The following is a 23134-nucleotide window of genomic DNA, read 5'->3' as shown; positions in this document are numbered from 1 at the left end:
TATCTTTAAAAAATGGTCTATTTATCTTTTAGTAATTGTTGCATCTGCATTCATTATTGTACTAGCTACAACAGCATTTGCTGCTACCAGAGCTTTGTTATCTGTGTCCGACAATTTAAAAGCCCCTGTTTGTAACCAACCTTTTGCTTTATCTAAATTGGCACTAAATTTCTCGTATTCTGATTTTTGTAAATTAATTAGTAGTTTTAGTTCATTTTGATTGGCATTTCTTCCTGTAAGCCTTAAAAAGGCTAAGTTAACTGCCTCTTTTTCATCTTTTATTTCAGACATTTTTTTACCCAACACCCTAGATGCTTCTATGTATGTAGGATCATTAAGAACAACAAGAGCTTGTAATGGTGTATTGGTTTTTTGTCTACGAGAAGAGCATAAATCTCTAGTAGGAGCATCAAAAGTTGCAATAGTTGGGTTTGGCACGGAGCGTTTCCAAATGGTATACATACTTCTTCTGTACAAATCTTCTTCCCCGTCTTGAACATACTCATCACTATTTACTTTCCATAATCCCTTAGGTTGATAAGGTTTTACGCTTTCTCCTCCAATTTTTTTGTTTAACAAACCAGATGCTAATAAGGCATTATCTCTTAACATTTCTCCAGATAACCTTGAGGACGGACCGCGAGACAACCATTTATTTTCTACATCTACAGCCAATAACTCTTCAGATATTACAGAGCTCTGCTGGTATGTATTTGTTAGCATTATAGTTTTAAATAGTTTTTTTACATCCCAACCAGACTCTACAAAACTAACTGCTAACCAATCTAACAATTTAGGGTGTGTAGGCAGATTTCCTTGGTTACCAAAGTCTTCTGAACTTAACACAAGACCTCTACCAAATAAATTCTGCCAATACCTATTTACCGTTACTCTGGCAGTTAAAGGGTTGTTTTTATCTGTAATCCACTTGGCTAAACCTAACCTATTTTTAGGCCAGCTATTATTCCATTGCAGTATATCTTCTGGCACATTAGGAAAAACAGAATCTGTAGGAGAATCATAATTACCACGATCTAAAATATAGGTTTGTCTTGGCGTTTTACGCTCTTTCATTACCATAATCTGCTTAACAGGGTCTATACTATCTACTAAAACAAGTCTGTCTTTTTCTAATTTTTTTAGCATAGCAGTGTAAGACTCAGAGTTGGTATGTAGGTAATATTTTAATAGTTTATCTTTTTCTGCTTTAGATAAATTAGCAAAGGTTTTATTTTTAAATGTTTTTAGTTTTTCTGTATCTGCAATTTGCAACACTTCAATTTCACTTAATTCTTTATTGTAAACCAGCAAATCATCTACAGTGGCTCCTCCAATACCTTTACCTCTCCATACTGCTCCAATACGCAAACCTGGTTCTAGTTTTTCACTCTCTGGACCGTATAATCTTATCTCATGAAATACAATATCTTTATATAAATTATCATAAACAGTTTTTGTTTTTTGTTTTTCTCCATTTACATAAATAGCTACCCCGTCTGCTTTACTAGAGCCATCATAGGTCATAGTAAGTTGTATCCATTTTTCCTTTGGTACATTATTTAAAGACTCTATTACTATAGCATTATCTGGATATACATGAGCTAGTAAAGCCTCTAGTTTATTGTTTTTTATTTTTAAATGATACCCTCTAAAACTGTGTAGCTCTGGGCTATTCATTTTATGAAAAATAACTCCCTCTTTTAAATCTTTTGGTATAAATACTTTTATACCTATACTAAATGGCTGATTTCTTTGGTAAATACCAATTTTATCTAAATCTAACCAAGTATCTCCATTCATAAACAAACCGTTACCACTAGCTCCTTTTTTGTAAATAGGTTTTTCATTATCTACAAATTGCTGGCGCATTCTTATATTATTTTGTCCGTTACCACCTATAGCATTTGTTATTTTTGGAGTATTAAAATTAAAAGAGGCCACCAAACCATTTGGTGTTGGCTGCAATGGTATTTTTTGATGACTATTATTGGCTAACCACTTGTTTGCTTTTGTGGTTTCATTTTGTGCAGTTTGCGCTAGTTTATTTTCTGTAGTATTTACAATTTTTTCTAGATAAGCAATTACCCCTTCTTGCTCTTTAGTTGGCAGCATCATTGCAGGAACTGGTGTAGCTAAATCCCAAGGAATTAAGCCAGTTTCATCTATATTATTAAAAAAACTATACATCTCATAATAGTTTTTTTGCGAAATAGGGTCATACTTATGGTCATGGCATTTTGCGCAAGCGTAAGACAAGCCTAACATACCTTGTGTTACTGTAGCGGTCCTATCTGCAACATACTCAGATCTAAATTCTTCATCTATAATACCACCTTCTAAATTTTGCGGATGCAGTCTGTTAAAAGCTGTTGCTATTTTTTGTTCTGTTGTTGGGTCATCAAATAAATCTCCTGCCAATTGCCAAGTTAAAAACTCATTATAAGGCATATTTTCATTAAAAGATTTTATTACCCAATCTCTCCACGGAGAAGTATCTCTATACCTATCATTACTATAACCGTGAGTATCTGCATATCTAGAAACATCCATCCAATCTAATGTCATTTGCTCTCCAAAGTGCGGAGATGCTAATAACCTATCTATTTGTTTTTCAAAAGCATTAGTAGAAGTATCATTTATAAAATTTTGTATTTCTTGCTGTGTTGGTGGCAAGCCTGTTAGGTCTAAAGAAGCCCTACGGAGTAACATATGCCTGTTTGCTTTTTTAGAAGGTAAAAGGTTTACTTCTTCTAATTTTGCAAGAACAAAATTATCTATAGCATTTGCAGCTAAATTAGGCTCTTTAATTTTTGGTACAACTGGCTTTTCTGGTTTAATAAATGCCCAATGATCTTTATACTCAGCTCCGTCTTCAATCCACTTAATTAAAACAGCTTTTTCATAATCTGTTAAGGTTAAATGAGAACTAGGTTCTGGCATTATTAATTTAGGATCATCTGTAATTATTCTATGAAAAAACTCGCTTTTATTTAAATTACCTGGAGTAATTGCAAATTTTCCTGGAGTCTCTGTTAATTCTGCATAAGCAAAACTAGCCTCATGTAATTGCAAGCCACCTTTTATGTTTCCTTTATCTGGACCATGGCACAAATAGCATTTATCAGACAAAATTGGTTTTACATGCTGATTAAAATCTACTTTTTCTGGTAAGTTGTTATATTCTACAGCCACCAACTCTGGTAAGTTTGGACCTCCACAAGAACACAATAACAAAAAAACACCACTTATAATTAACAGTATCTTATTTTTTAACATAAAATTTGACGATTATTTAACATCTCAAAAATAAAATAACTTGTAGCCATTTTATTGACCAAATCAGCTTATAAAATATACATTTCCGTTATGTTCAGTTTTTATCTAGTGATATAATCTACTAAAATTTGCTATTTTAGTAGAGATTTAAGTAGTTGTTTAAAAAAGTGTCTAGTTTTAGAAAAATACTAAATCAGCTATTTTAGAAGAATAAGTACTAAATATGATAGAAATTCTACAATCTTTAAGGTTAACTTTACTTAACACTGGCTATGCCAAATTAGGTACATCATGGAATTTTGACAATGTTATTAGTCCGTTTACCAGAATGTATTACATTACAAAAGGCACTGCTAAAGTGTACCATAATGATGGAGTTTACATTTTAAAGCCTGGCTACCTATACTTAATTCCTAGCTATACTTATGCTAGGTATATTTGTGAGGATTATCATGAGCAATATTACATTAGTTTTTTAGAGGAAATTAATAATGGCTTGTCTATATACAATTTTAAAAATTTTGACTACGAAGTAAAAGCAGATGAAAAAAGCTTGTATTATTTTAAAAGATTGGTTGACTTAAATGCCAATAGGGAAATTAAAAATAGTGACCCTAAAACGTATGATAATAGACCTACACTATTAGACTTTATTAAACAAAATGAAAATTTAACCACAAAAGAGTTTATAGAAACCCAAGGAATATTAAATATATTAATATCTAAATTTATAACAAATAATAAACTCCCTAAAGAAATAAACCTAACCAACTCTAATTTAAACCAAATACTAAACTACATTAATAAAAATCTTCATTTACCAATTTCTATAGATGAGCTTGCTAATAAGTGCCATTACAGTACAGATTATTTTTCTAAGTTATTTTTACAAACCTATGGTATTAGACCTAATAAATACATACAAACCAAAAGAATAGAGCGTGCACAACTACTGCTATTAACCACAAACGACTCTTTAGAAGAGGTGGCACAAAAGGTTGGTTTTGAAAATGTATCATACTTTTCTAGATCTTTTAAAAAGCATACCGAAAAAACACCTGCTTCTTTTAGAAAGGAGCAGGTGAATATATAAATGTAATAAGGTTATTATGTATTAAAACTTACGTTCTTTTCTACCTCGCATTTTATTAGCTTCTCTATCATTTAAAAACTTTTCTTTAACAGGATCCCAATCTAAATCTCTACCTAAATTATACGCAATATTAGCAATATTACATACTGTTGCAGAACGGTGACCTGTTTCTACATCACAAATAGGTTGAGTTCTATTTTTTATAGAAGTAATCCAATCTTGGTAGTGATTCCCTTTTGTGTCATACAATTTTGTATCAGACGAGGTTAACTCTGCGTTTATTAAATTTTGAGGTGTAGTCTCAAAATAGTTACGGCTTATGTCCATATTCCCTTTAGACCCTATAAAACGTACACCCCATTTTCTACCAAAGTCTTGGTGTATCATTTCTACTCCATTATCATAATACATTTTTAAACCTCTAACAGCTGTTCTATCTGTTGGCGGCACATACTTAACTGGTCCTGATCTATCCATACCCAATGCCCATTGTACAATATCAAACATATGAGCTCCCCAATCACAAAGTATACCACCACCTACTTCTTCATAAAGTCTCCAGTCTGGCCAAAAATCAACATCGTTACGAGAAGGTGCTAACCTGTGGTTATAGTCTAATAAAGGTGCAGGTCCGCACCAATTGTTCCAATTTACCTCACTTGGTAGTGTTTCTGCTTTTAAATTGTATGGTACTGCAGGGTCTCCTACATTTACAAGTACCTGTTTTATATCTCCCAAGTAACCATTTCTAACAAGTTCACAGGCTCTTCTAAAATTTTTGTTAGAACGTTGCATACTACCAGTTTGCAATATTTTACCTGTTTTTTTTGCTGTTTTAACTAGATCTATACCCTCATTAATATTATGAGTTAAAGGTTTTTCACAATAAACATCTTTACCTGCCTTCATAGTGTCTATAGCTTGTATTGCATGCCAATGATCCGGTGTTGCAATAACCACAGCATCTATATCATTACGGTTTAACAACTCCTTGTAATTTGTGTATGTAGAAACTCCATTGTAACTATTTTGGTTTCTTTTGTCTGCATAAATTTTATTTACGGTACCTTTAAACCATTCATTTTTAGTAGACCAAACATCACACGCTGCCACAATTTGTGAGTTGGTAACACCCACAAAATTATTAGCCAACCCCCTACTTTGTTTTCCTAAGCCAATAAATCCAATATTAACTCGGTCGCTTGGAGCAACAAACCCTCTTCCAAAAATATGCCTTGGCAAAATAGTAATGGCTCCTGTTGCTAAAGCTGTTTTTGTAATAAAACCTCTTCTAGATATGTTAGATTTTGTTTTTGGTTTTTTAGTACTTTTTGTGTCCTTCATAGTTATAGGTTGTTATTTTTATTAGTTATAAGGTATGTTACTAAATTTAGTTATTTAGTTTCATAAAATTAGCTATACTATGGTTTGTCTAGTAATAGTAGTGTTTAAAATTGTAACATAAATGGTTAATTTTAAGGGAATAGAAAAAAAATCCGAAAACCATAAGTTTTCGGATTATAGATGAAGTAATAAACTTTTTATTTTTTTTCTTGAAGAATAGTTATTAGTTCTGACGGGTTAGCCACATAAGTTGTTCTTTCTTCAAAATATTTTTCTTTTAAATTAATGGGGTTACCGGCTACTAGCAAATGTGCAGATGTATTATTAAGTATCTCTTCAATTTTATCTTTTACTCTATCGGGTATTGTGGTAATAAACATTGTAAGCATTAAATTTGGCTTCACAATTTGTTGCACAGATTTTAAATTTTCTAGTGGTACATGTTGCCCTAAATAATAAACATTCCAGCCTAAGTCTTTTGCTATATATTGCGCAAGTAATAATCCTATTTCATGATGTTCATTTTCTGGTAAAAACATTACTATTTTAGATGCATCTGATTCTGGCAAGGTCAAATTATCAATAGCAGCTATAACTTTTTGTCTAATTAAATTAGAAACAAAATGCTCTTGAGCGGGCATCACTTTGTCTATACCCCAAAGCACTCCTATTTGGTTTAAAAAAGGATAAATTAGATCTGAAACCGTTTGTAAAAGTCCTTTATTTAAGATATGACCATCTAAAATTTTCACAAATTCTCGTTCATTCATTTCTAACAAGCACAACATTAAAGCCGTAAGTACATCACCATCTATAGGCTTTAATAAAACCTCTGTTACATTGGCGTGCAACTCTTCATTAGACATCTTATCTATCTTAGATATTTTAAAACCATTCCTATGTAAAATACTAACGTTTAATAACTTACGCAACAACTCATCTGTATAATATCTAATGTTAGTATCGGTACGCTCTGGTTGTACAAAGGAATATCTGCTCTCCCACTTTCGTAGAGTGTGTGCATTAATACCAGTTAATGTGGCTACCTGAGACATTGAATAACTACCCATTTGTTTACAATTTTCTGTTTGCAAAAATAATTGAAAAATACACTCAAATCATATTTTGTCTAATTTTTTATTCTTTTTACTAGACATTTTAAAATAATTTAATACATTTGTCTAACAATAACCTTATAAAAGTTAGACAATATGAAAATTAAAATTTATTTTTCGGCATTAGTTCTTTTCTTATTTGCATTCACATCTTGTAATGATGATGATGACACACCTCAAGAAAAAGAAGCTCAATTAAACATTGTAGAGACGGCATCTGGCACGGATGCGCTTAGCTCTTTGGTTGCTGCTTTAGCAAAATCTGACGAGAGTCCAAACTCAGACTTAATATCTGCTTTAAGCGGTACAGGTCCTTTTACAGTTTTTGCACCTACAAATGATGCATTTACAGCATTATTTGCAAGTTTAGATGGTTATTCTTCTTTAGATGATTTTGATACAGAAGAAGAAAAAGCTTTATTGGCTTCTATTTTAAAGTACCATGTTGTTGCTGGTGCAGCTGTTGCATCTAGCGACTTAACAGACGGACAAACTGTTACAACGCTACAAGGAGATGACTTAAGCATTACGCTTAATAATGGCGTATTTGTAAGTGATGCTTCAGATACAGATGCACAAGTTGTTACGGCAGATGTAGATGCCACAAACGGTATAGTACACGTTATAAATAAAGTTTTGTTACCTGAAGCCGTAATAGACGCCATTAACTTAGGAACCTTAGTTGATGTAGTTGTAGGCAGTGATGCACTTACTGTTTTAGAAGCTGCTGTTATTAAAGCTGGTTTAGTAGACACATTAAACTCTGATGGGCCTTTTACTGTATTTGCTCCTACAGATACTGCATTTATTGCTCTTTTAGATATGTTAGGAGATGATTATACTTCTTTAGATGACTTTGATACTGATGAAGAAATACAATTATTAAAAGATATTTTATTATACCACGTAGTGCCTGCAAAAGTATTATCTACAGATTTAGCCGCTGGTGAAGTAGGTACTGCCTTGGCAGACAATACTATTGAAGTAGTAGATAACGAAGGTACTTTTGTTATTTCTGATGCATCAGATGTTAATGCCAATATTTCTGCTGTAGATATTATGGCCTCTAATGGTGTTGCTCATGTTATAGATAAAGTATTACTACCACAGTCTGCAGTAGATTTTATTGCTGATCAACAACCAACTATTGTAGAATTAGCAATAGCTACTAATGATTTGTCATTATTGGTTGGTGCTTTACAACAAGCAGATGCTGGTTTAGTAGATTTATTAGGTACAGAAGGGCCATTTACAGTTTTTGCACCTACAAACGCTGCATTCGCTGCTTTGTTAGAAGAGTTAGGAGATGATTACAACGAATTAGCTGATTTTGATACTGAAGAAGAAAAAACAATGTTAGCTACAATTTTAAAATATCATGTAGTGGCAGGAACGGCTGCATTTTCTACAGATTTAAGTAATGAGCAAATGATTGCAACTGCACAAGGTGAAGAAGTTTCAGTTAATTTAACTGGTGGCGTATTTATACAAGATGCTACAGATACAGACGCAGCGGTAACTACTGCTGATATTGAAGCAAAAAATGGAGTTATACACATTATAGATAAGGTGTTATTACCACAAGAAATTGTAGATGCTTTACAACCTAATATCGTTGAACTTGCAATTGCAACAGACGATTTATCCTTATTAGTAACTGCTCTACAACAAGCAGATGCTGGCTTGGTAGAACTACTAGGTATGGAAGGACCGTACACGGTATTTGCACCTACAAACGCTGCTTTTGAAGCTTTGTTAGAAGATTTAGGACCAGATTATACAAGCTTAGCAGATTTTGATACTGAAGATGAAAAAACACTTTTAGCAAACATACTTAAATACCATGTAGTATCTGGAGCTGCTGTATTATCATCAGACCTAACAGACGGACAAATGGTAACTACTGCCCTAGGACAAGATGTTACTGTTAACTTAACGGGTGGTGTATTTATTACAGATGCTACAGATAGTAATGCAGAAGTTACTACAGCAGATGTAGAAGCTAGCAATGGTGTTGTACATATTATAAATAAAGTGTTAATGCCAGATACTCATTAACATTAAATTAAGTTAACCTGTTGGTTGGGTTAATTTGGTTGTTGTACCGGTGATGTAAAAATCACCGGTTTTTAATATTATATTTAAAAACAAATAGTATCTTAGGAAGATACTTGTTAACAATCTATGAAAAAAATAATCATTATAGGCTCTGGTTTCTCTTCATTATCTGCTAGTTGTTACTTAGCTAAAGCAGGTTATGACGTTACTATACTAGAAAAAAACACAACAACTGGTGGTAGAGCTAGACAATTAAAAACAAATGGTTTTGTTTTTGATATTGGTCCAACTTTTTATTGGATGCCGGATGTTTTTGATAAGTTTTTTACTGATTTTAATAAAAAAACAAGTGATTATTATCAATTAGACCAGTTAAATCCTGCTTACCAAATTTATTTTGGTAAAAAAGATGCTATTTCTATCTCTGAAGATTTTAACGAAACTAGAGATACGTTTGAGAAAATAGAACCAGGTAGCGGTAAACAATTAGAGCGGTTTATAAACAAAGCACGCATTAATTACGACATTGCTATAAAAAAGCTTGTTTACAACCCAGGAGAAAATATATTTGAGATTATAAACCGCAAAACAATAACTAAGTTGTACGAGTTTATTTTAACAATTAAAAATCAGGTATCTGGTTATGTAAAAAATGATAAGCTACGTAAAGTTTTAGAGTTTCCCGTTTTATTTTTAGGAGCAAAACCAAGTAACACACCATCTTTTTACAATTTTATGAACTATGCAGATCTAAAACTTGGTACTTGGCACCCACAAGGTGGTATGTATAAGGTTGTAGAAGGTATGCAAACATTAGCACAGAGCTTAGGTGTAAAAACCATTACAGATAGCCCTGTTTTAAAAATAGACATTAAAGATGGTAAAGTAAAAGGTGTAGAGAGCAAAAGTGGATACCTAGAATGTGATATTCTTTTAAGTGGTGCAGACTACCACCACACAGAAACTTTACTTCCTAAACAATACAGACAATACACAGAGAGCTACTGGGACAAAAAAATATTTGCCCCTTCTGCTCTATTATTTTTTGTGGGTTTCAACAAAAAAATTGAAGCAGTAAATCATCATACTTTATTTTTTGATACTGATTTTGAAGAGCACGCTAAAACTATTTATGACACTAAAGAATGGCCAAACAAACCATTGTTTTATGCTAGTTTTCCTAGTAAAACAGATGCTACCAGTGCACCAAATGGTAAAGAAGCTGCTATTTTTTTAGTTCCAATTGCTCCAGATATTGAAGATACAAATGAGCTAAGGGAGCATTATTTTAATCAAATTATAGAAAGAGTTGAAATACTTACAGACCAAAGTTTAAAAGAGGATATTTTGTTTAAAGAATCCTACTGTGTAGATAATTTTAAAGATGATTACAACTCATACAAAGGTAATGCCTATGGTTTAGCAAATACATTATTGCAAACCCATATTTTAAGACCCAAATTAAAAAGTAAAAAAATAGACAATTTATATTTCTGCGGACAATTAACTGTTCCAGGTCCAGGTGTGCCACCATCATTAATTTCTGGCAAAGTAGTAAGTGAACTAATTTTAAAACACAGTAAATAATGAAAGCTCTGTTTGATTCTTCTAGCGTTAATTGTAGCAAATTAATAACCACAACGTATAGTACATCATTCTCTATAGGTATAAAACTTTTTGCCCCATCTATTAGACCAGCAATATATGCCATATATGGTTTTGTAAGGTATGCAGATGAGATTGTTGATACTTTTCATGATTACGATCAAGAAATACTTTTAAATGAGTTTGAAGAAGAATACAGAAAATCTCTTGTACGTAAAATAAGTTTAAATCCTATAATTAACTCTTTTCAAGAAGTGGTTTTAAAATATGAACTACAAGAGTATGTAGACGCATTTTTAACTAGTATGCGTTTTGATCTTAATAAAACCGAATACAGCACAAGAGAAGAGTATAAAGAATATATTTATGGTTCTGCAGATGTTGTTGGCTTAATGTGTTTACGTGTTTTTGTAAACAATGATAATGAAAGGTTTAACCACTTAAAAGAATCTGCTCAGTACTTAGGGTCTGCTTTTCAAAAAGTAAATTTTTTAAGAGATTTTAAAGATGATATTAATGAGTTAGGAAGATCTTATTTTCCGGAGTTAAATACTAACACCCTTACTCACACAGCTAAAGATCGTATTTTACAAGATATAGAAAACGATTTTGCAGAAGCTTATAAAGGTATTGTACAACTTCCTTTAGAAAGTAGATTAGGAGTTTTTGTAGCTTATAAATACTACTCTAAGTTACTTAATAAATTAAAAAAGGCAGATACCAGTAGTATTATGAATAGTAGAATACGCATTTCTAACCCGCTAAAGTTTTTAATTTTAACCAAAGCATATATTAGATTTAAATTTAATATCATATAAAGTATTTTCTTATAACTTTATAGTTTATTAGTACGGACTTTTAAACTTAGTTAATGAAATTATTTTTTCTCTTGTTTGCTATAATCTATAATCAATATACAGATTGTTCTAATTTAGACAATGTTAGAAATACATTTCATACTATAAAAACTAATAATGATTTAAAGCAATTTATAGAAGCTAGTAAAAAAATTAATTGCAATAAAGTGACACCTTACATAGCCTCATGCACTATGAAAAAAGCAGAGTTTACCGTGTGGCCTTTTAGAAAATTAGCATATTTTAATGAAGGTAAAAAAACTTTAGAAGATTATATAAAAACATATCCTAATGATATTGAAGCTAGGTATGTAAGGTACTTAGTGCAAAATAACATTCCTAGTTTTTTAGGGTATAACACAAGAATTGCAGCAGATAAAAAATTTATTTTAGATAATTTAAACGCATCCCCGTTACCTAAAAGCTACAAAAAAGTAATTTTAAAAAATATAAATACAATAAGCCCAAATTAATGAAAATAGTACTTTTTATACTAGTTACAATTGTTACATTTACTGTTATGGAAGTTATTACTTGGATAACTCACAAATACGTAATGCACGGTTTTTTATGGATTTTACATGAAGACCATCATCAGCCAAAATACCCACACCCTTTTGAAAAAAATGATTTGTTTTTTGTAATATTTGCAATACCAAGTATTGCTTTATTTTTCTTTGGTATTAGACCTGAACTAAACTTTATGTTTTTTATTGGATTAGGCATTTTATTTTATGGCATTGCTTACTTTTTAATACATGATGTTTTAATACACCAACGTTTTAAGTGGTTTAAAAAAACTAAAAATAAATATTTAATAGGCTTACGTAAAGCACACAAAGTACACCACAAACACTTAGGTAAAGAACACGGAGAGTGTTTTGGAATGTTATATGTCCCAAAAAAATATCACAAACAATACAAACCTTAATGAAGCCCCTTTTTTACCTACTTATAAATTTTGCCTGTATTAGTATACCTTTTATTGCTAGCTTTTACCCAAAACACGCTTTTTACAAAAAATGGGAAGCATTTTTTAAAGCCTGTATACCGGTAGCTTTGTTTTTTATAATTTGGGATTACTGGTTTACCGCCATAGGTGTTTGGGGCTTTAATAAAGATTACCTTAGTGGTATATTTTTAGGTGAATTACCTATTGAAGAAATATTATTTTTTATTGCAATACCATATGCATGCGTTTTTACATACTTTGCTTTATTATATTTAATAAAAAATAATCCATTACAAAAAATTGAAAAATACATTACATTTACAATAATTGCTGCTTGTTTAATTACCGCTCTATTTAACTTAAACAAGCTATACACGTGTACAACTGGTATTTTAGCCGTCCTTTTTTTAGTTTATTTGTACTATAAAAAAACAAACCTTAGCTATCATTATTTAACGTATTTAATAATTATACCGTTTTTTTTAGCCAGTAATGGTTTGTTAACTGGCAGTTTTTTAGAGTCTCCTATTGTTTGGTATAACAATGCAGAAAATTTAGGTGTTAGAATAGGTACTATACCTGTAGAAGATTGTTTTTACGGACTTGTACTTATTTTTATGAATATTGAGTTGTTTCGTTACTTTAACAAACAAAATCAATAATTAATCTTCTATACCTTCTTTATAGACTTTTAGTGCTCTCTCTCGGGCTGCTTTATGCTCTACCATTGGCTGCGGATAATTAAAACCATCCAACTCAGGAATCCAATGCTTTACATATTTAAAATCTTTATCAAACTTTTTTAATTGTGTAATAGGGTTAAATATTCTAAAATACGGAGCAGCATCGCAACCAGTACCTGCTGCCCATTGCCAATTGCCATTATTAGAGGCCAACTCATAGTCTAACAACTTTTTAGCAAAATAAGCCTCTCCCCACTGCCAATCTATTAATAAATGCTTACATAAAAAGCCAGCAGTAATCATACGCACTCTATTGTGCATATAACCTGTTTTGTTTAACTGTCTCATACCAGCATCTACCATAGGATAACCAGTATTACCAGAACACCATTTTTCAAAATCGTCTTTATTGTTACGCCATTTTATACCATCGTACTTAGATCTAAAATTTTGGGTAACAACCTTTGGAAAATGAAATAAGATTTGAGTAAAAAATTCTCTCCAAACCAATTCACTTAAAAACACACTTTCTAAACCATCTAAACCTCTAATTAATTTGCGTACACTTACGGTTCCAAAACGCAAGTGTGGGCCTAAATACGTTGTTATATTATCAGACGGAAAATCTCTTTTTTCTGCATAAACATCTAAATGCTCTAAATTGTATGGTTCTACAGTTATATTAGATGCACTAAATCCTAAATTTTCTAATGAAGGAAAGTCTGCATTAAACTCTAATAATTTACCTTTAAAATCACATTTCTTATCTTCAATTAGGTCTGGAGTAAATTTAGATAGCCATTTATTTTTATAAGGAGTATAAACTGTATAGGGATCACCGTCATTCTTTAAAACATCATCCTCTTCAAAAATAACACTGTCTTTATAAGACTTAACCTCTATAGATTTATCGTTTAAAAATGAAGTTATTTTCTGATCTCTTTCTCTTGCATATGGCTCATAGTCTTTATTGAAAAAAACACGCTCTACATTGTATGTACTTACTATTTTTTTCCAAGCAAGTTCTGGTGTTGTATGCAAGCATAGTACACTACTATTATATTCTTTTAAAGCTAAATTTATAACCGATAAAGTTTTATGTATAAACGTTACTCTTGCATCATCTTCATCTAGTTCATTTAAAATATTTTTATCAAAAATAAAAACAGGAAGTACGGAATTACCAGATTTTAATGCATTACACAGTGCCGTATTGTCTTCAATTCTTAAATCTCTCCTAAACCAAAAAACAGAAATTTTATCACTCATAAAAACTATAATTATGCTTGTATCAAAAATAAGGCCTATTCACTTAAAAAGCTATTATATACTATGCTAATGCACATATTAAAGACATAAAATATCAAATTAAAAAGTTTATTTATCTATAGCACATAGTTATATTTGTGCTATATATTATTTTACCAATGGCTACGTGGCGGAATTGGTAGACGCGCTACCTTGAGGGGGTAGTGTTCTTAAGAACGTGCTGGTTCGACTCCAGTCGTAGTCACAAAAAAAGCGCTTTTTACAAAGCGCTTTTTTATTTTTTCAATCTATATTTTATTCTTTCAAAAGTTTATCTAATAATTTTCGTGTTTTTTCGCTATTCCAATTTTTTGCACTTGTTTCTTTAATTATAATTTTTCCGGATTTATTTAATACAAATGTTGTTGGAATTACTGTATGTTTAAGCTCTTTTGGTAACATGTAATTAGAATAATACACATTAAAACTAAAATTGTTGTCGTTTAAATATGCCTTTACTTTGTTTACCTTATCGCTTGCTAAAAAAATAAACTCTACATCATTTTTATAGTCAGTATATAACTTTTGTAAACTTGGCATTTCTGCTACACAAGGCGGACACCAAGTTGCCCAAAAATTGATAAAAATTACTTTACCTTGGTAATTATTTAAATTGAAGTTATTGCCGTTGGCGTCTACAAATTTCCAATTAAAATTTTGCACCATAACTTGTTCTTGTTCATTTAGAACAGTTGCACTTCCCGAAAAAACTCTGCTTGTAAAAACCTTTACTTTAAATCCTAACGGCGTAAATACTATAGCAATTAAAAGTACATAAAAAACAATATTTAATATTCTTTTTTTAGTAATAGGCATTTTATTTGGCTAAAAGTTTGTCTATAGTTTGGTATACTTTATTGTTATCCCAGTTAGATATGCCTTCCTCATAAATAACAATATTACCTTGTTTATCTATAACGTAACTAGATGGTACTTTTGTTGTATTTACAGCGTGTTTAGCATCAATAATTAAATAAGTAACAGGAAAATTAAATTTTTTAAGCTGCATAAATTCTTCTACCACATCTTTTTCCTCATTAGTAATTATATAAAAATCTACTTTATTTTTATAGTCATTATAAAACTTTTGTATGGATTGTAGTTCGGCTTCACAATGCACTTTCCACGAAGCCCAATTGTTTATGAAAATTACATTTCCTTTAGATTTGGTAAAATTAAATAAGTTATGGTCTTCATCTTTTAAAACCCAGTCATAATCTGTTACCTTTTTCTGATTTTCTTTAGTAATAACAGAAGGAGCAGTTGCTACCATATTGTTTAAAAATATTTTTCCCATATGCCCTAAGGGAGTCCAAAAAAATGCTGCTACAAGAAGCATTATTAAAAGAGTAAAAACTGTTTTCTTTTTCATTTTATATTGTATAATAACCCCTAAAATAGGAAGATAAATTCATATAAAAATAAAAACTCCCGAATTACTTCGGGAGTTTTCTTTTATTAAAACAAACTTGGCTTATGCCGCGTTTTCTTTTTTAATTACATTTAACGCAGAACCTTCTCTGTACCAATCTATTTGAGGTTGATTGTACGTGTGGTTTAGTTTAATAACATCTTTACTACCATCTGCATGAACTAACTCTAAAGTTAATTGTTTGTCTGGCGCAAATTCTGCTATGTCTACAAAGTTAAATGTATCATCTTCTTGAATTAAGTCATAATCTGCTTCATTAGCAAATGTTAAACCTAACATACCTTGTTTTTTAAGGTTTGTTTCATGAATACGTGCAAAAGACTTAACTATTACCGCTGCAACACCTAAATGTCTTGGCTCCATAGCTGCGTGCTCACGAGAAGATCCTTCTCCATAGTTATGGTCTCCCACAACTACAGATCTAACACCTGCAGCTTTGTATGCACGTGCGGTATCTGGAACACCACCGTACTCTCCTGTTAATTGGTTTTTAACAAAGTTTGTTTTTTTACCAAAAGCGTTAACAGCTCCAATTAAACAGTTGTTAGAAATATTATCTAAATGCCCACGGAAACGTAACCAAGGACCAGCCATAGAAATGTGGTCTGTTGTACATTTGCCAAAAGCTTTAATAAGCAATTTAGCTCCTATTAAACTTTCATCTTTAATAGGCGTAAATGGCTCTAATAATTGTAATCTTTCAGAATCTGGAGAAACTTTAACCTCTACACCAGAACCATCTTCATCTGGAGCTAAGTAACCAGCATCTTCTACATCAAAACCTTGTGGTGGCAACTCTATACCTAATGGCATATCTAATTTTACCTCTTCACCATCTTCGTTAATTAATGTATCGTTCATAGGATCAAAATCTAAACGACCAGATATTGCTATTGCAGCAACCATTTCTGGAGAACCAACAAATGCGTGTGTATTTGGGTTACCATCTGCTCTTTTAGAGAAGTTACGGTTAAATGAGTGCACAATTGTGTTTTTCTCATCACCTTTAGCATCACTTCTGTCCCATTGCCCAATACAAGGACCACAAGCATTAGTAAATACTGTTGCTCCTAAATTTTCAAAAATTTCTAAAATACCATCTCTTTCTGCAGTAAAACGAATTTGCTCTGAACCTGGATTGATACCAAAATCTGATTTTGGCTTAATTTTTTTATCAACTGCTTGCTTAGCAATAGAAGCTGCTCTTGTTAAATCTTCGTAAGAAGAGTTAGTACATGAACCTATTAATCCCCAATCTACTTTTAAAGGCCAGTCATTTGCTTTTGCCTTTTCTCCTAACTCACCAACTGGTGTAGCTAAATCTGGAGTAAAAGGTCCGTTTAAATGAGGTCTTAACTCATCTAAATTAATTTCTATAACCTCATCAAAATATTGCTCTGGATTAGCGTAAACTTCTGGGTCTGCAGTTAAGTGCTCTTTTACTTCATTTGCTGCATCTGCAACATCATTACGGTCTGTTGCACGTAAATAACGTTCCATAGACTCATCATAACCAAATGTAGATGTAGTTGCACCCACTTCTGCACCCATATTACAAATTGTACCTTTACCAGTACAAGAAAGGTTTTTAGCACCTTCTCCAAAATATTCTACAATTGCACCTGTACCACCTTTTACAGTTAAAATACCTGCAACTTTTAATATAACGTCTTTTGCTGATGTCCAACCAGAGATATTACCAGTTAATTTAACACCAATTAATTTTGGAAACTTTAGTTCCCAAGCCATACCTGCCATAACATCTACAGCATCTGCACCACCAACACCTATAGCAACCATACCTAAACCACCAGCGTTAACTGTATGAGAATCTGTACCAATCATCATTCCGCCAGGAAATGCATAATTTTCTAAAACTACTTGGTGAATAATACCTGCTCCTGGTTTCCAGAAACCAATACCATATTTATTAGAAACAGACTCTAAAAAGTTAAATACCTCTGCACTTGTTGTGTTTGCAACTTTTAAATCTGGTGCAGCACCACTTTTAGCTTGAATTAAGTGATCACAGTGTACTGTTGTAGGAACTGCAACTTTTGGCTTACCAGCTTGCATAAACTGTAATAATGCCATTTGTGCGGTGGCATCTTGACAAGCAATACGGTCTGGTGCAAAATCTACATAATCTTTACCTCTTGTAAATTTAGTATTTGGTTTACCATCCCATAAGTGAGAATACAATATTTTTTCTGAAAGTGTAAGTGGCTTTCCTACTATTTCACGAGCCATATCTACTCGTTCAGCCATACGGGCATAAACCCCTTTTATCATATCAATGTCAAATGCCATTCCTTTTAGTTTTGAGTTTAATTTATTGCAATTCCACAAAATTAATAAAATCTAAAGGGTAAACGAAGAAATTAACCAACGATTCATGTTATTTTGCTAAAAAAACAAAAAAAAGTACCTGTAAAAATGAATGCATCATTTTTTACTTAAAATTTTATCAAATTGTTTACGAAAACGTTTGAAATTGATTTTTCTTTAATTTAGAATAATTTAGCAATAATTTGTTCTTCAGAGATATTTTCTGCTTCTGCCTTGTAATTTTTAATTATTCTGTGTCTAAGAATACCAGTTGCCACAGATTGAACGTTCTCTATATCTGGTGAAAATTTACCATTAATAGCAGCGTGTGCTTTTGCTGCCAATATTAAATTTTGTGAAGCTCTTGGCCCTGCTCCCCAATCTATATATTGTTTAACATAATCGGTAGCTGTTTCTAGATTAGGTCTAGTACTATTTACCAATTTAACGGCATATTCTACAACATTGTCTGGCACTGGAATTTTGCGCACTAAATGTTGTACCGCTACAATTTCTTCTGCACTAAAAAGGGCATTAATTACCGGTTTATTGTCTGATGTTGTACGTTTAACAACCTCTATTTCTTCTGCTACAGATGGGTATTGTAATTCTATAGCAAACATAAACCTATCTAACTGTGCTTCTGGCAAAGGATATGTACCTTCTTGCTCTATAGGGTTTTGTGTTGCTAGCACAAAATAAGGAAGATCTAATTTGTAATGGTTACCAGCTATTGTTACAGCCCTTTCTTGCATTGCTTCTAAAAGAGCCGCTTGCGTTTTAGGCGGTGTTCTGTTTATTTCATCTGCTAAAATAATATTAGAAAAAATAGGGCCTTTAATAAATTTAAAGTTTCTTTTTTCGTCTAATATTTCACTACCCAAAATATCACTAGGCATTAAATCTGGCGTAAACTGTATGCGTTTAAAATCTAACCCTAAGGTTTGGGCTATTGTATTTACCATTAAGGTTTTTGCTAAACCGGGCACGCCAACCAATAAAGAATGGCCACCTGTATAAATAGATAATAAAATTTGATCTATTACTACATCTTGCCCAACTATAACTTTAGCAATTTCTTGCTTTAGTGCTTGGTGTTTTTCAACTAGATTTTTAACAGCAGTTACGTCTGACATAAAGTTTTACTATTTTTTAAACCAGTTGTTTTTAAACTCGCAATCTTTATTGTCTTTATTAATACTTACATAAGTATCATTAATATGTTCTACCATCCATTTTTGTATAGCGTCTACTCTTTTTTGCGTTAACGCTAACTCCTGAATTTTAGTATAATCTTGTGCAAAATCTGCTACGTGCTCATCATACCTATTGGTAATTTTCATTATCTTATACTTTTTTGCACCACCCTGCTGCTCTACCTCTAAAATTGGCATAGAGATTTCATTATCTTTAATATCTCTAACTTGGTTATACAACTCAGGCTGCATTTTAGTAAGCTCAAACTTAGTTCCAAAATCTTGTGGGTTTCTTAATTGCCCCCCTTCGTATTTTGTTTCTTTCTGATCAGAAAAATTTAAAGCAGCTTCTGCAAATGTTAATTCTCCATCTAAAATTCTCTGTCTAATCTTCTCTAACTCTATCCTAGCTTCTTCTAGTCTTTCATCAGATACTTTAGGAGCCATAAGAATATGCCTTACATCTCTTTCCTGACCTCTAATTTTTTCTAGGTAAATAATATGAAATCCAAACTTAGTTTCAAAAGGCTCAGAAACTTCTCCCTCTTTTAGACCAAAAGCTACATCTTTAAATTCTTTAACAAAATTAGTTTCTTTAGTAAGTTTATAAAAACCACCATTAGATCTAGAACCTTCATCTTCAGATGAAATAATTGCTTTAATTTTAAAACTAGAACCACCTTCTAAAACATCTTCTCTTATTTTATTAAGCTTATCTATTACTTTTTGTTTTTCCTCATCACTAGCTTCTGGTTGCTTTACAATTTGTGCAATCTCTAACTGTGCACCAAAAACTGGTCTTTCTTCTTTTGGTATCTTTTTGTAAAACTGTCTTACTTCTTCTGGAGTAATCTCTATTTCTTCTACAATTTTTTGCTGCATTCTTTCAGACAACATTCTTAGCTTATTAATTTTAAAAAGATCTTCTCTTAATGCTTCTTGAGAGTCTTTTTTATAATACTTAAGTAATTTGTCCATAGAACCAATTTGCCCTACTAAACCTTGTATTTGTCTTTCACTTGTTGCATTAACTTCATCATCAGAAACCAACAAACTATCTTGTACTGCTTGGTGTGCGTACAAACGGTCTTCCATTAATTTACCTAACAAACCACATTTAGTTACATCATCTTCAGAAACACCTTGACTACGTAAATCTATAAGTGTTTTTTCTATATCAGAATCTAATATTACATAATCACCCACAACAGCAGAAACACCATCTAATTTTACTCTTTTAAAGTTAGATTTTATAGTGTCTTGTGCAATTTGCACAACATCATCTGCTTGCTCTTGTTCTTGCATTGCATTAGCTGTAAACGTAACAGTTAATAACATTGCAAGTAAAAAAGTAATGTTGTTATTCTTGTTTTTCATATATCTCAAATTCCTTATTTTTAATAGCTTCATCTATAATATCTACTTCTAGTTTCCTTAAGTATTCTAGTCTTCTACGGTTTAATAAAACACGTTTAATTGTTGGCGTAATATACTGTAAAGGTGCAGGTTCGTTTTTATTTAACATATCTACAACCTTGGTCAAATATACCCCTAATGAATCTTGCATCTCAAAAAATTGTGCTTTTTTTAAGTATTGGTCTTCATTTTCTGATGTTAAAGGAGGTATTTCACTCTTTAGCCTAGAGGCTTCTACCCAAACCGAATCGTTAAAATTAACTTTTCTAAATTGTACACTAATAGAGTCTAAATACATACGGTCTTTATCTGTAAACCCTTTTAATTTTTCTATTACTGCAGATTTATTTAAAAATTGTGGTGGTAACTCTACATAACGCACTCTTACAATTTTCTCGTTAAGCTTAAAATTTTCTTTTTCTTTTTCATAAAAAGTATTTAACTCCTCTTTGCTTATAACGGTGTCTTGTTCTTTTTGCACCAGAGCTTCTTTGTAAGCTCCAGTGTATAAATCTGTTTTGTAATTTGCCACAAGCCTATCAAACTCCGCCAATTGCTCTTCAGACAGGTTTACTTTAGATTTTGACATTAACAACTGCTTAGAAGCCCAATTATTAATGTAATTGGTTACCAAAGTGGTGCTATCTTCTTTTGAGGTGTTTTTTGGTATTAAATCTTGTATATCTTCTTTATACAAAAAGTTTTCTCCTACCCTTGCTATGGCAACCTTGTCTTTATCACTAACAAAAACACCTTGGCATGAGCTAAGTGTTAACGTGCCATAAAGTATTCCTAACAAGAAAACTAACTTATTTATATGTTGCATAAATTGGTGCATCACGCAAAAATAACAATTAGATGTTGCGATACAAGATTTATTGTAAAATGATTAACACTTTTTGGCACTAAATACTAAAAAAAAGTAAATTTTACTGCAAAAAACAAGCATTTAGATTAACAGGAGTATTTTAATTGTTGCCTGTTACCTCTAATTTACATAAAGAAATAGTAGTTTTACCTCTAAATATTATTTATATCAACTTAAATTACATGGCTAAACAAATAAAACTTATATGGGATTTTAGAGGCCCAGCTGCAGAAAAAACGGCAGAACATCATGAAATACATTTAAAAGAATTTATTAGTGCCGAAAAACTAGACCTTAATATAACCGGATACACAGTTATAACAGATATGCATAGTATAGCATACTTAGTTGTTAATGAAAAAGAAATGATTGCTGTGAGAGACGCATTAAAACCTCATAGAGGAGAATTATATACTACAAAATGAAACCATACACACTAAGCTTTTTATTATTTGCATTACTATTTTCTTGTAAGGAAAAACAGCAAAAAATAAACCATCCTATTAATTATATTATTGCATCTAAAAGTGATAATATAAAAAAGGTGTTAGATAGCATTACTAATCATGAAGTACAATTTAGATATACCGAAATAAAAAAGACCAATGGTGTTTTTGTGGTTAATAATTTTGATTTTAACACCAATTCAAATAATTACTTTTATCCAGCTAGCTCTGTAAAATTACCTATTGCTGTTTTAACGTTAGAAAAAATATTTGAAAGCGAAGGCTACACTAAGGATACCGAGTTTTTTATTGAAGGTGATACTTTAAAAACAACATTTGCTAAGGAAATTATTAAATTATTTACCTTAAATAACAATGATGCTTACAATAGATTATTTGAGTTTTTGGGTCAGGATTATATTAACCAAAAACTTAAAGAAAAAGGTGTAGAAAATGTTAGAATAGCTCATAGATTAGCTACAGAAGATGCTGATAATGTTACTACAAAACCTTTAGTTATTTATTTAAATGACAGTACAACCATAAATACTAAGGCTATAATTAACAGCCCTATTACTCCTTTACAACTTGATAAGGTAAAAAAGGGTACCGCTTATATTGATAACGACGAAATTCTACAAAAAGAACCTCTAGATTTTAGCCTAAAAAACTATTATAGTATTGATGCTCAACAACAGGTGTTACAGCGCATAATTTTTCCTGAGTCATTTAAAAAAGAGCAGCAATTTAATTTATATGAAGATGATTTATCGTTTTTGACAAAAGTAATGAGCAGCATCCCTAAAGAAGCAAGTTATGCTAAGTTTTTTATGTATGACGATACAAAAAAGCCAATACCAAATAACATAAAAATATACAATAATATTGGTTACAACTATGGCACTTTAACAGACTGTGCTTTTATTGAAGACACAGAAAACGATATTAGTTATATGCTTACAGCAACAATACTGGTAAATAAAAATGAGGTTTTTAATGACAATAACTACGAGTATGAAACTGTGGGAATTCCATTTTTAGCAGAGTTAGGTAGAGAATTTTACAATTACAACCTACAAAAAAAGCAGAACTAAAAATAACCTATTATACTATTTAACGCTTAAACTTGTTATAGTATATAACCAATTTAATATGTA

The 23134-nt window shown here is 31.5% G+C and carries 19 protein-coding genes and 1 tRNA gene; 10 read left to right on the top strand and 10 right to left on the bottom strand.

Going from position 1 to position 23134, the window contains the following annotated elements; genetic code table 11:
* Window positions 1-21 precede the first annotated feature (21 nt).
* Window positions 22-3276 (bottom strand): DUF1553 domain-containing protein, encoded by a 3255-nt coding sequence (locus tag BFJ87_RS03875; protein ID WP_077400213.1) that lies wholly within the window; start codon window positions 3274-3276, stop codon window positions 22-24.
* A 223-nt stretch (window positions 3277-3499) separates the two neighbouring features.
* Between BFJ87_RS03875 and BFJ87_RS03870 the strand changes: the two genes are divergently transcribed.
* A complete protein-coding gene (locus BFJ87_RS03870; protein WP_077400210.1) occupies window positions 3500-4369 on the top strand; it encodes an AraC family transcriptional regulator in 870 nt (289 codons plus the stop codon).
* A 21-nt stretch (window positions 4370-4390) separates the two neighbouring features.
* Here the strand turns inward: BFJ87_RS03870 and BFJ87_RS03865 are convergent, their stop codons facing one another.
* Both BFJ87_RS03865 and BFJ87_RS03860 read right to left on the bottom strand, forming a co-directional pair.
* Window positions 4391-5713 carry a Gfo/Idh/MocA family protein gene (locus BFJ87_RS03865; protein WP_077400207.1) on the bottom strand — a complete coding sequence of 441 codons (1323 nt, stop codon included), beginning with the start codon at window positions 5711-5713 and terminating at the stop codon, window positions 4391-4393.
* A gap of 197 nt (window positions 5714-5910) precedes the next feature.
* Window positions 5911-6783 (bottom strand): MerR family transcriptional regulator, encoded by an 873-nt coding sequence (locus BFJ87_RS03860; RefSeq protein WP_077400204.1) that lies wholly within the window; start codon window positions 6781-6783, stop codon window positions 5911-5913.
* A 141-nt stretch (window positions 6784-6924) separates the two neighbouring features.
* Here BFJ87_RS03860 and BFJ87_RS03855 point away from each other — a divergent pair, with 141 nt between their 5' ends.
* The 6 genes from BFJ87_RS03855 to BFJ87_RS03830 all read left to right on the top strand — a co-directional run bounded on the left by BFJ87_RS03855 (window position 6925) and on the right by BFJ87_RS03830 (window position 12962).
* Window positions 6925-8886, top strand: a complete 1962-nt coding sequence (locus tag BFJ87_RS03855) for a fasciclin domain-containing protein (RefSeq protein WP_077400201.1) — start codon at window positions 6925-6927, stop codon at window positions 8884-8886.
* 126 nt (window positions 8887-9012) lie between these two features.
* Entirely contained in the window at window positions 9013-10473 is a 1461-nt protein-coding gene (locus BFJ87_RS03850; protein WP_077400198.1) for a phytoene desaturase family protein, read from the top strand.
* Entirely contained in the window at window positions 10473-11309 is an 837-nt protein-coding gene (locus BFJ87_RS03845; RefSeq protein WP_077400195.1) for a phytoene/squalene synthase family protein, read from the top strand. The genes BFJ87_RS03850 and BFJ87_RS03845 overlap by 1 nt, the downstream gene beginning before the upstream one ends.
* A gap of 53 nt (window positions 11310-11362) precedes the next feature.
* Entirely contained in the window at window positions 11363-11821 is a 459-nt protein-coding gene (locus BFJ87_RS03840) for a hypothetical protein (RefSeq protein ID WP_077400192.1), read from the top strand.
* A complete protein-coding gene (locus BFJ87_RS03835) occupies window positions 11821-12279 on the top strand; it encodes a sterol desaturase family protein (RefSeq protein ID WP_077400190.1) in 459 nt (152 codons plus the stop codon). Before BFJ87_RS03840 ends, BFJ87_RS03835 begins: the two co-directional genes overlap by 1 nt.
* Entirely contained in the window at window positions 12279-12962 is a 684-nt protein-coding gene (locus BFJ87_RS03830) for a lycopene cyclase domain-containing protein (RefSeq protein WP_077400187.1), read from the top strand. Before BFJ87_RS03835 ends, BFJ87_RS03830 begins: the two co-directional genes overlap by 1 nt.
* Here BFJ87_RS03830 and BFJ87_RS03825 read toward each other — a convergent pair whose 3' ends face one another.
* Entirely contained in the window at window positions 12963-14252 is a 1290-nt protein-coding gene (locus BFJ87_RS03825) for a cryptochrome/photolyase family protein (RefSeq protein ID WP_077400184.1), read from the bottom strand.
* 160 nt (window positions 14253-14412) lie between these two features.
* Between BFJ87_RS03825 and BFJ87_RS03820 the strand changes: the two genes are divergently transcribed.
* Window positions 14413-14496, top strand: a tRNA-Leu gene (locus BFJ87_RS03820).
* 50 nt (window positions 14497-14546) lie between these two features.
* Here BFJ87_RS03820 and BFJ87_RS03815 read toward each other — a convergent pair.
* From BFJ87_RS03815 to BFJ87_RS03790, 6 genes are all read right to left on the bottom strand, one after another.
* Complete coding sequence (locus BFJ87_RS03815) at window positions 14547-15107, bottom strand: TlpA family protein disulfide reductase (RefSeq protein ID WP_077400182.1); 561 nt, start codon at window positions 15105-15107, stop codon at window positions 14547-14549.
* 1 nt (window position 15108) lies between these two features.
* Window positions 15109-15663, bottom strand: a complete 555-nt coding sequence (locus BFJ87_RS03810) for a TlpA family protein disulfide reductase (RefSeq protein ID WP_245799583.1) — start codon at window positions 15661-15663, stop codon at window positions 15109-15111.
* Between the two features lie 102 nt (window positions 15664-15765).
* Window positions 15766-18033 (bottom strand): aconitate hydratase, encoded by a 2268-nt coding sequence (locus BFJ87_RS03805; RefSeq protein ID WP_077400179.1) that lies wholly within the window; start codon window positions 18031-18033, stop codon window positions 15766-15768.
* 200 nt (window positions 18034-18233) lie between these two features.
* Entirely contained in the window at window positions 18234-19187 is a 954-nt protein-coding gene (locus tag BFJ87_RS03800; RefSeq protein WP_077400176.1) for an AAA family ATPase, read from the bottom strand.
* A gap of 9 nt (window positions 19188-19196) precedes the next feature.
* Complete coding sequence (locus BFJ87_RS03795) at window positions 19197-20624, bottom strand: peptidylprolyl isomerase (RefSeq protein WP_077400173.1); 1428 nt, start codon at window positions 20622-20624, stop codon at window positions 19197-19199.
* Complete coding sequence (locus BFJ87_RS03790) at window positions 20608-21489, bottom strand: peptidyl-prolyl cis-trans isomerase (protein WP_245799582.1); 882 nt, start codon at window positions 21487-21489, stop codon at window positions 20608-20610. Before BFJ87_RS03790 ends, BFJ87_RS03795 begins: the two co-directional genes overlap by 17 nt.
* Before the next feature lie 224 nt (window positions 21490-21713).
* Between BFJ87_RS03790 and BFJ87_RS03785 the strand changes: the two genes are divergently transcribed.
* Together BFJ87_RS03785 and BFJ87_RS03780 are read left to right on the top strand one after the other, a co-directional pair.
* Window positions 21714-21956 carry a hypothetical protein gene (locus tag BFJ87_RS03785; protein WP_077400471.1) on the top strand — a complete coding sequence of 81 codons (243 nt, stop codon included), beginning with the start codon at window positions 21714-21716 and terminating at the stop codon, window positions 21954-21956.
* Window positions 21953-23071: a serine hydrolase gene (locus BFJ87_RS03780; RefSeq protein WP_077400166.1), complete on the top strand. Its 1119-nt coding sequence runs from the start codon at window positions 21953-21955 to the stop codon at window positions 23069-23071. Before BFJ87_RS03785 ends, BFJ87_RS03780 begins: the two co-directional genes overlap by 4 nt.
* The last annotated feature ends 63 nt before the right edge of the window (window positions 23072-23134 follow it).

The organism is Cellulophaga omnivescoria (genome assembly GCF_001999725.1).
Classification (GTDB): Bacteria; Bacteroidota; Bacteroidia; order Flavobacteriales; family Flavobacteriaceae; genus Cellulophaga; species Cellulophaga omnivescoria.
Note: the sequence above shows the minus strand (reverse complement) of the source record. Positions and strands in the feature narration are given on the sequence as shown.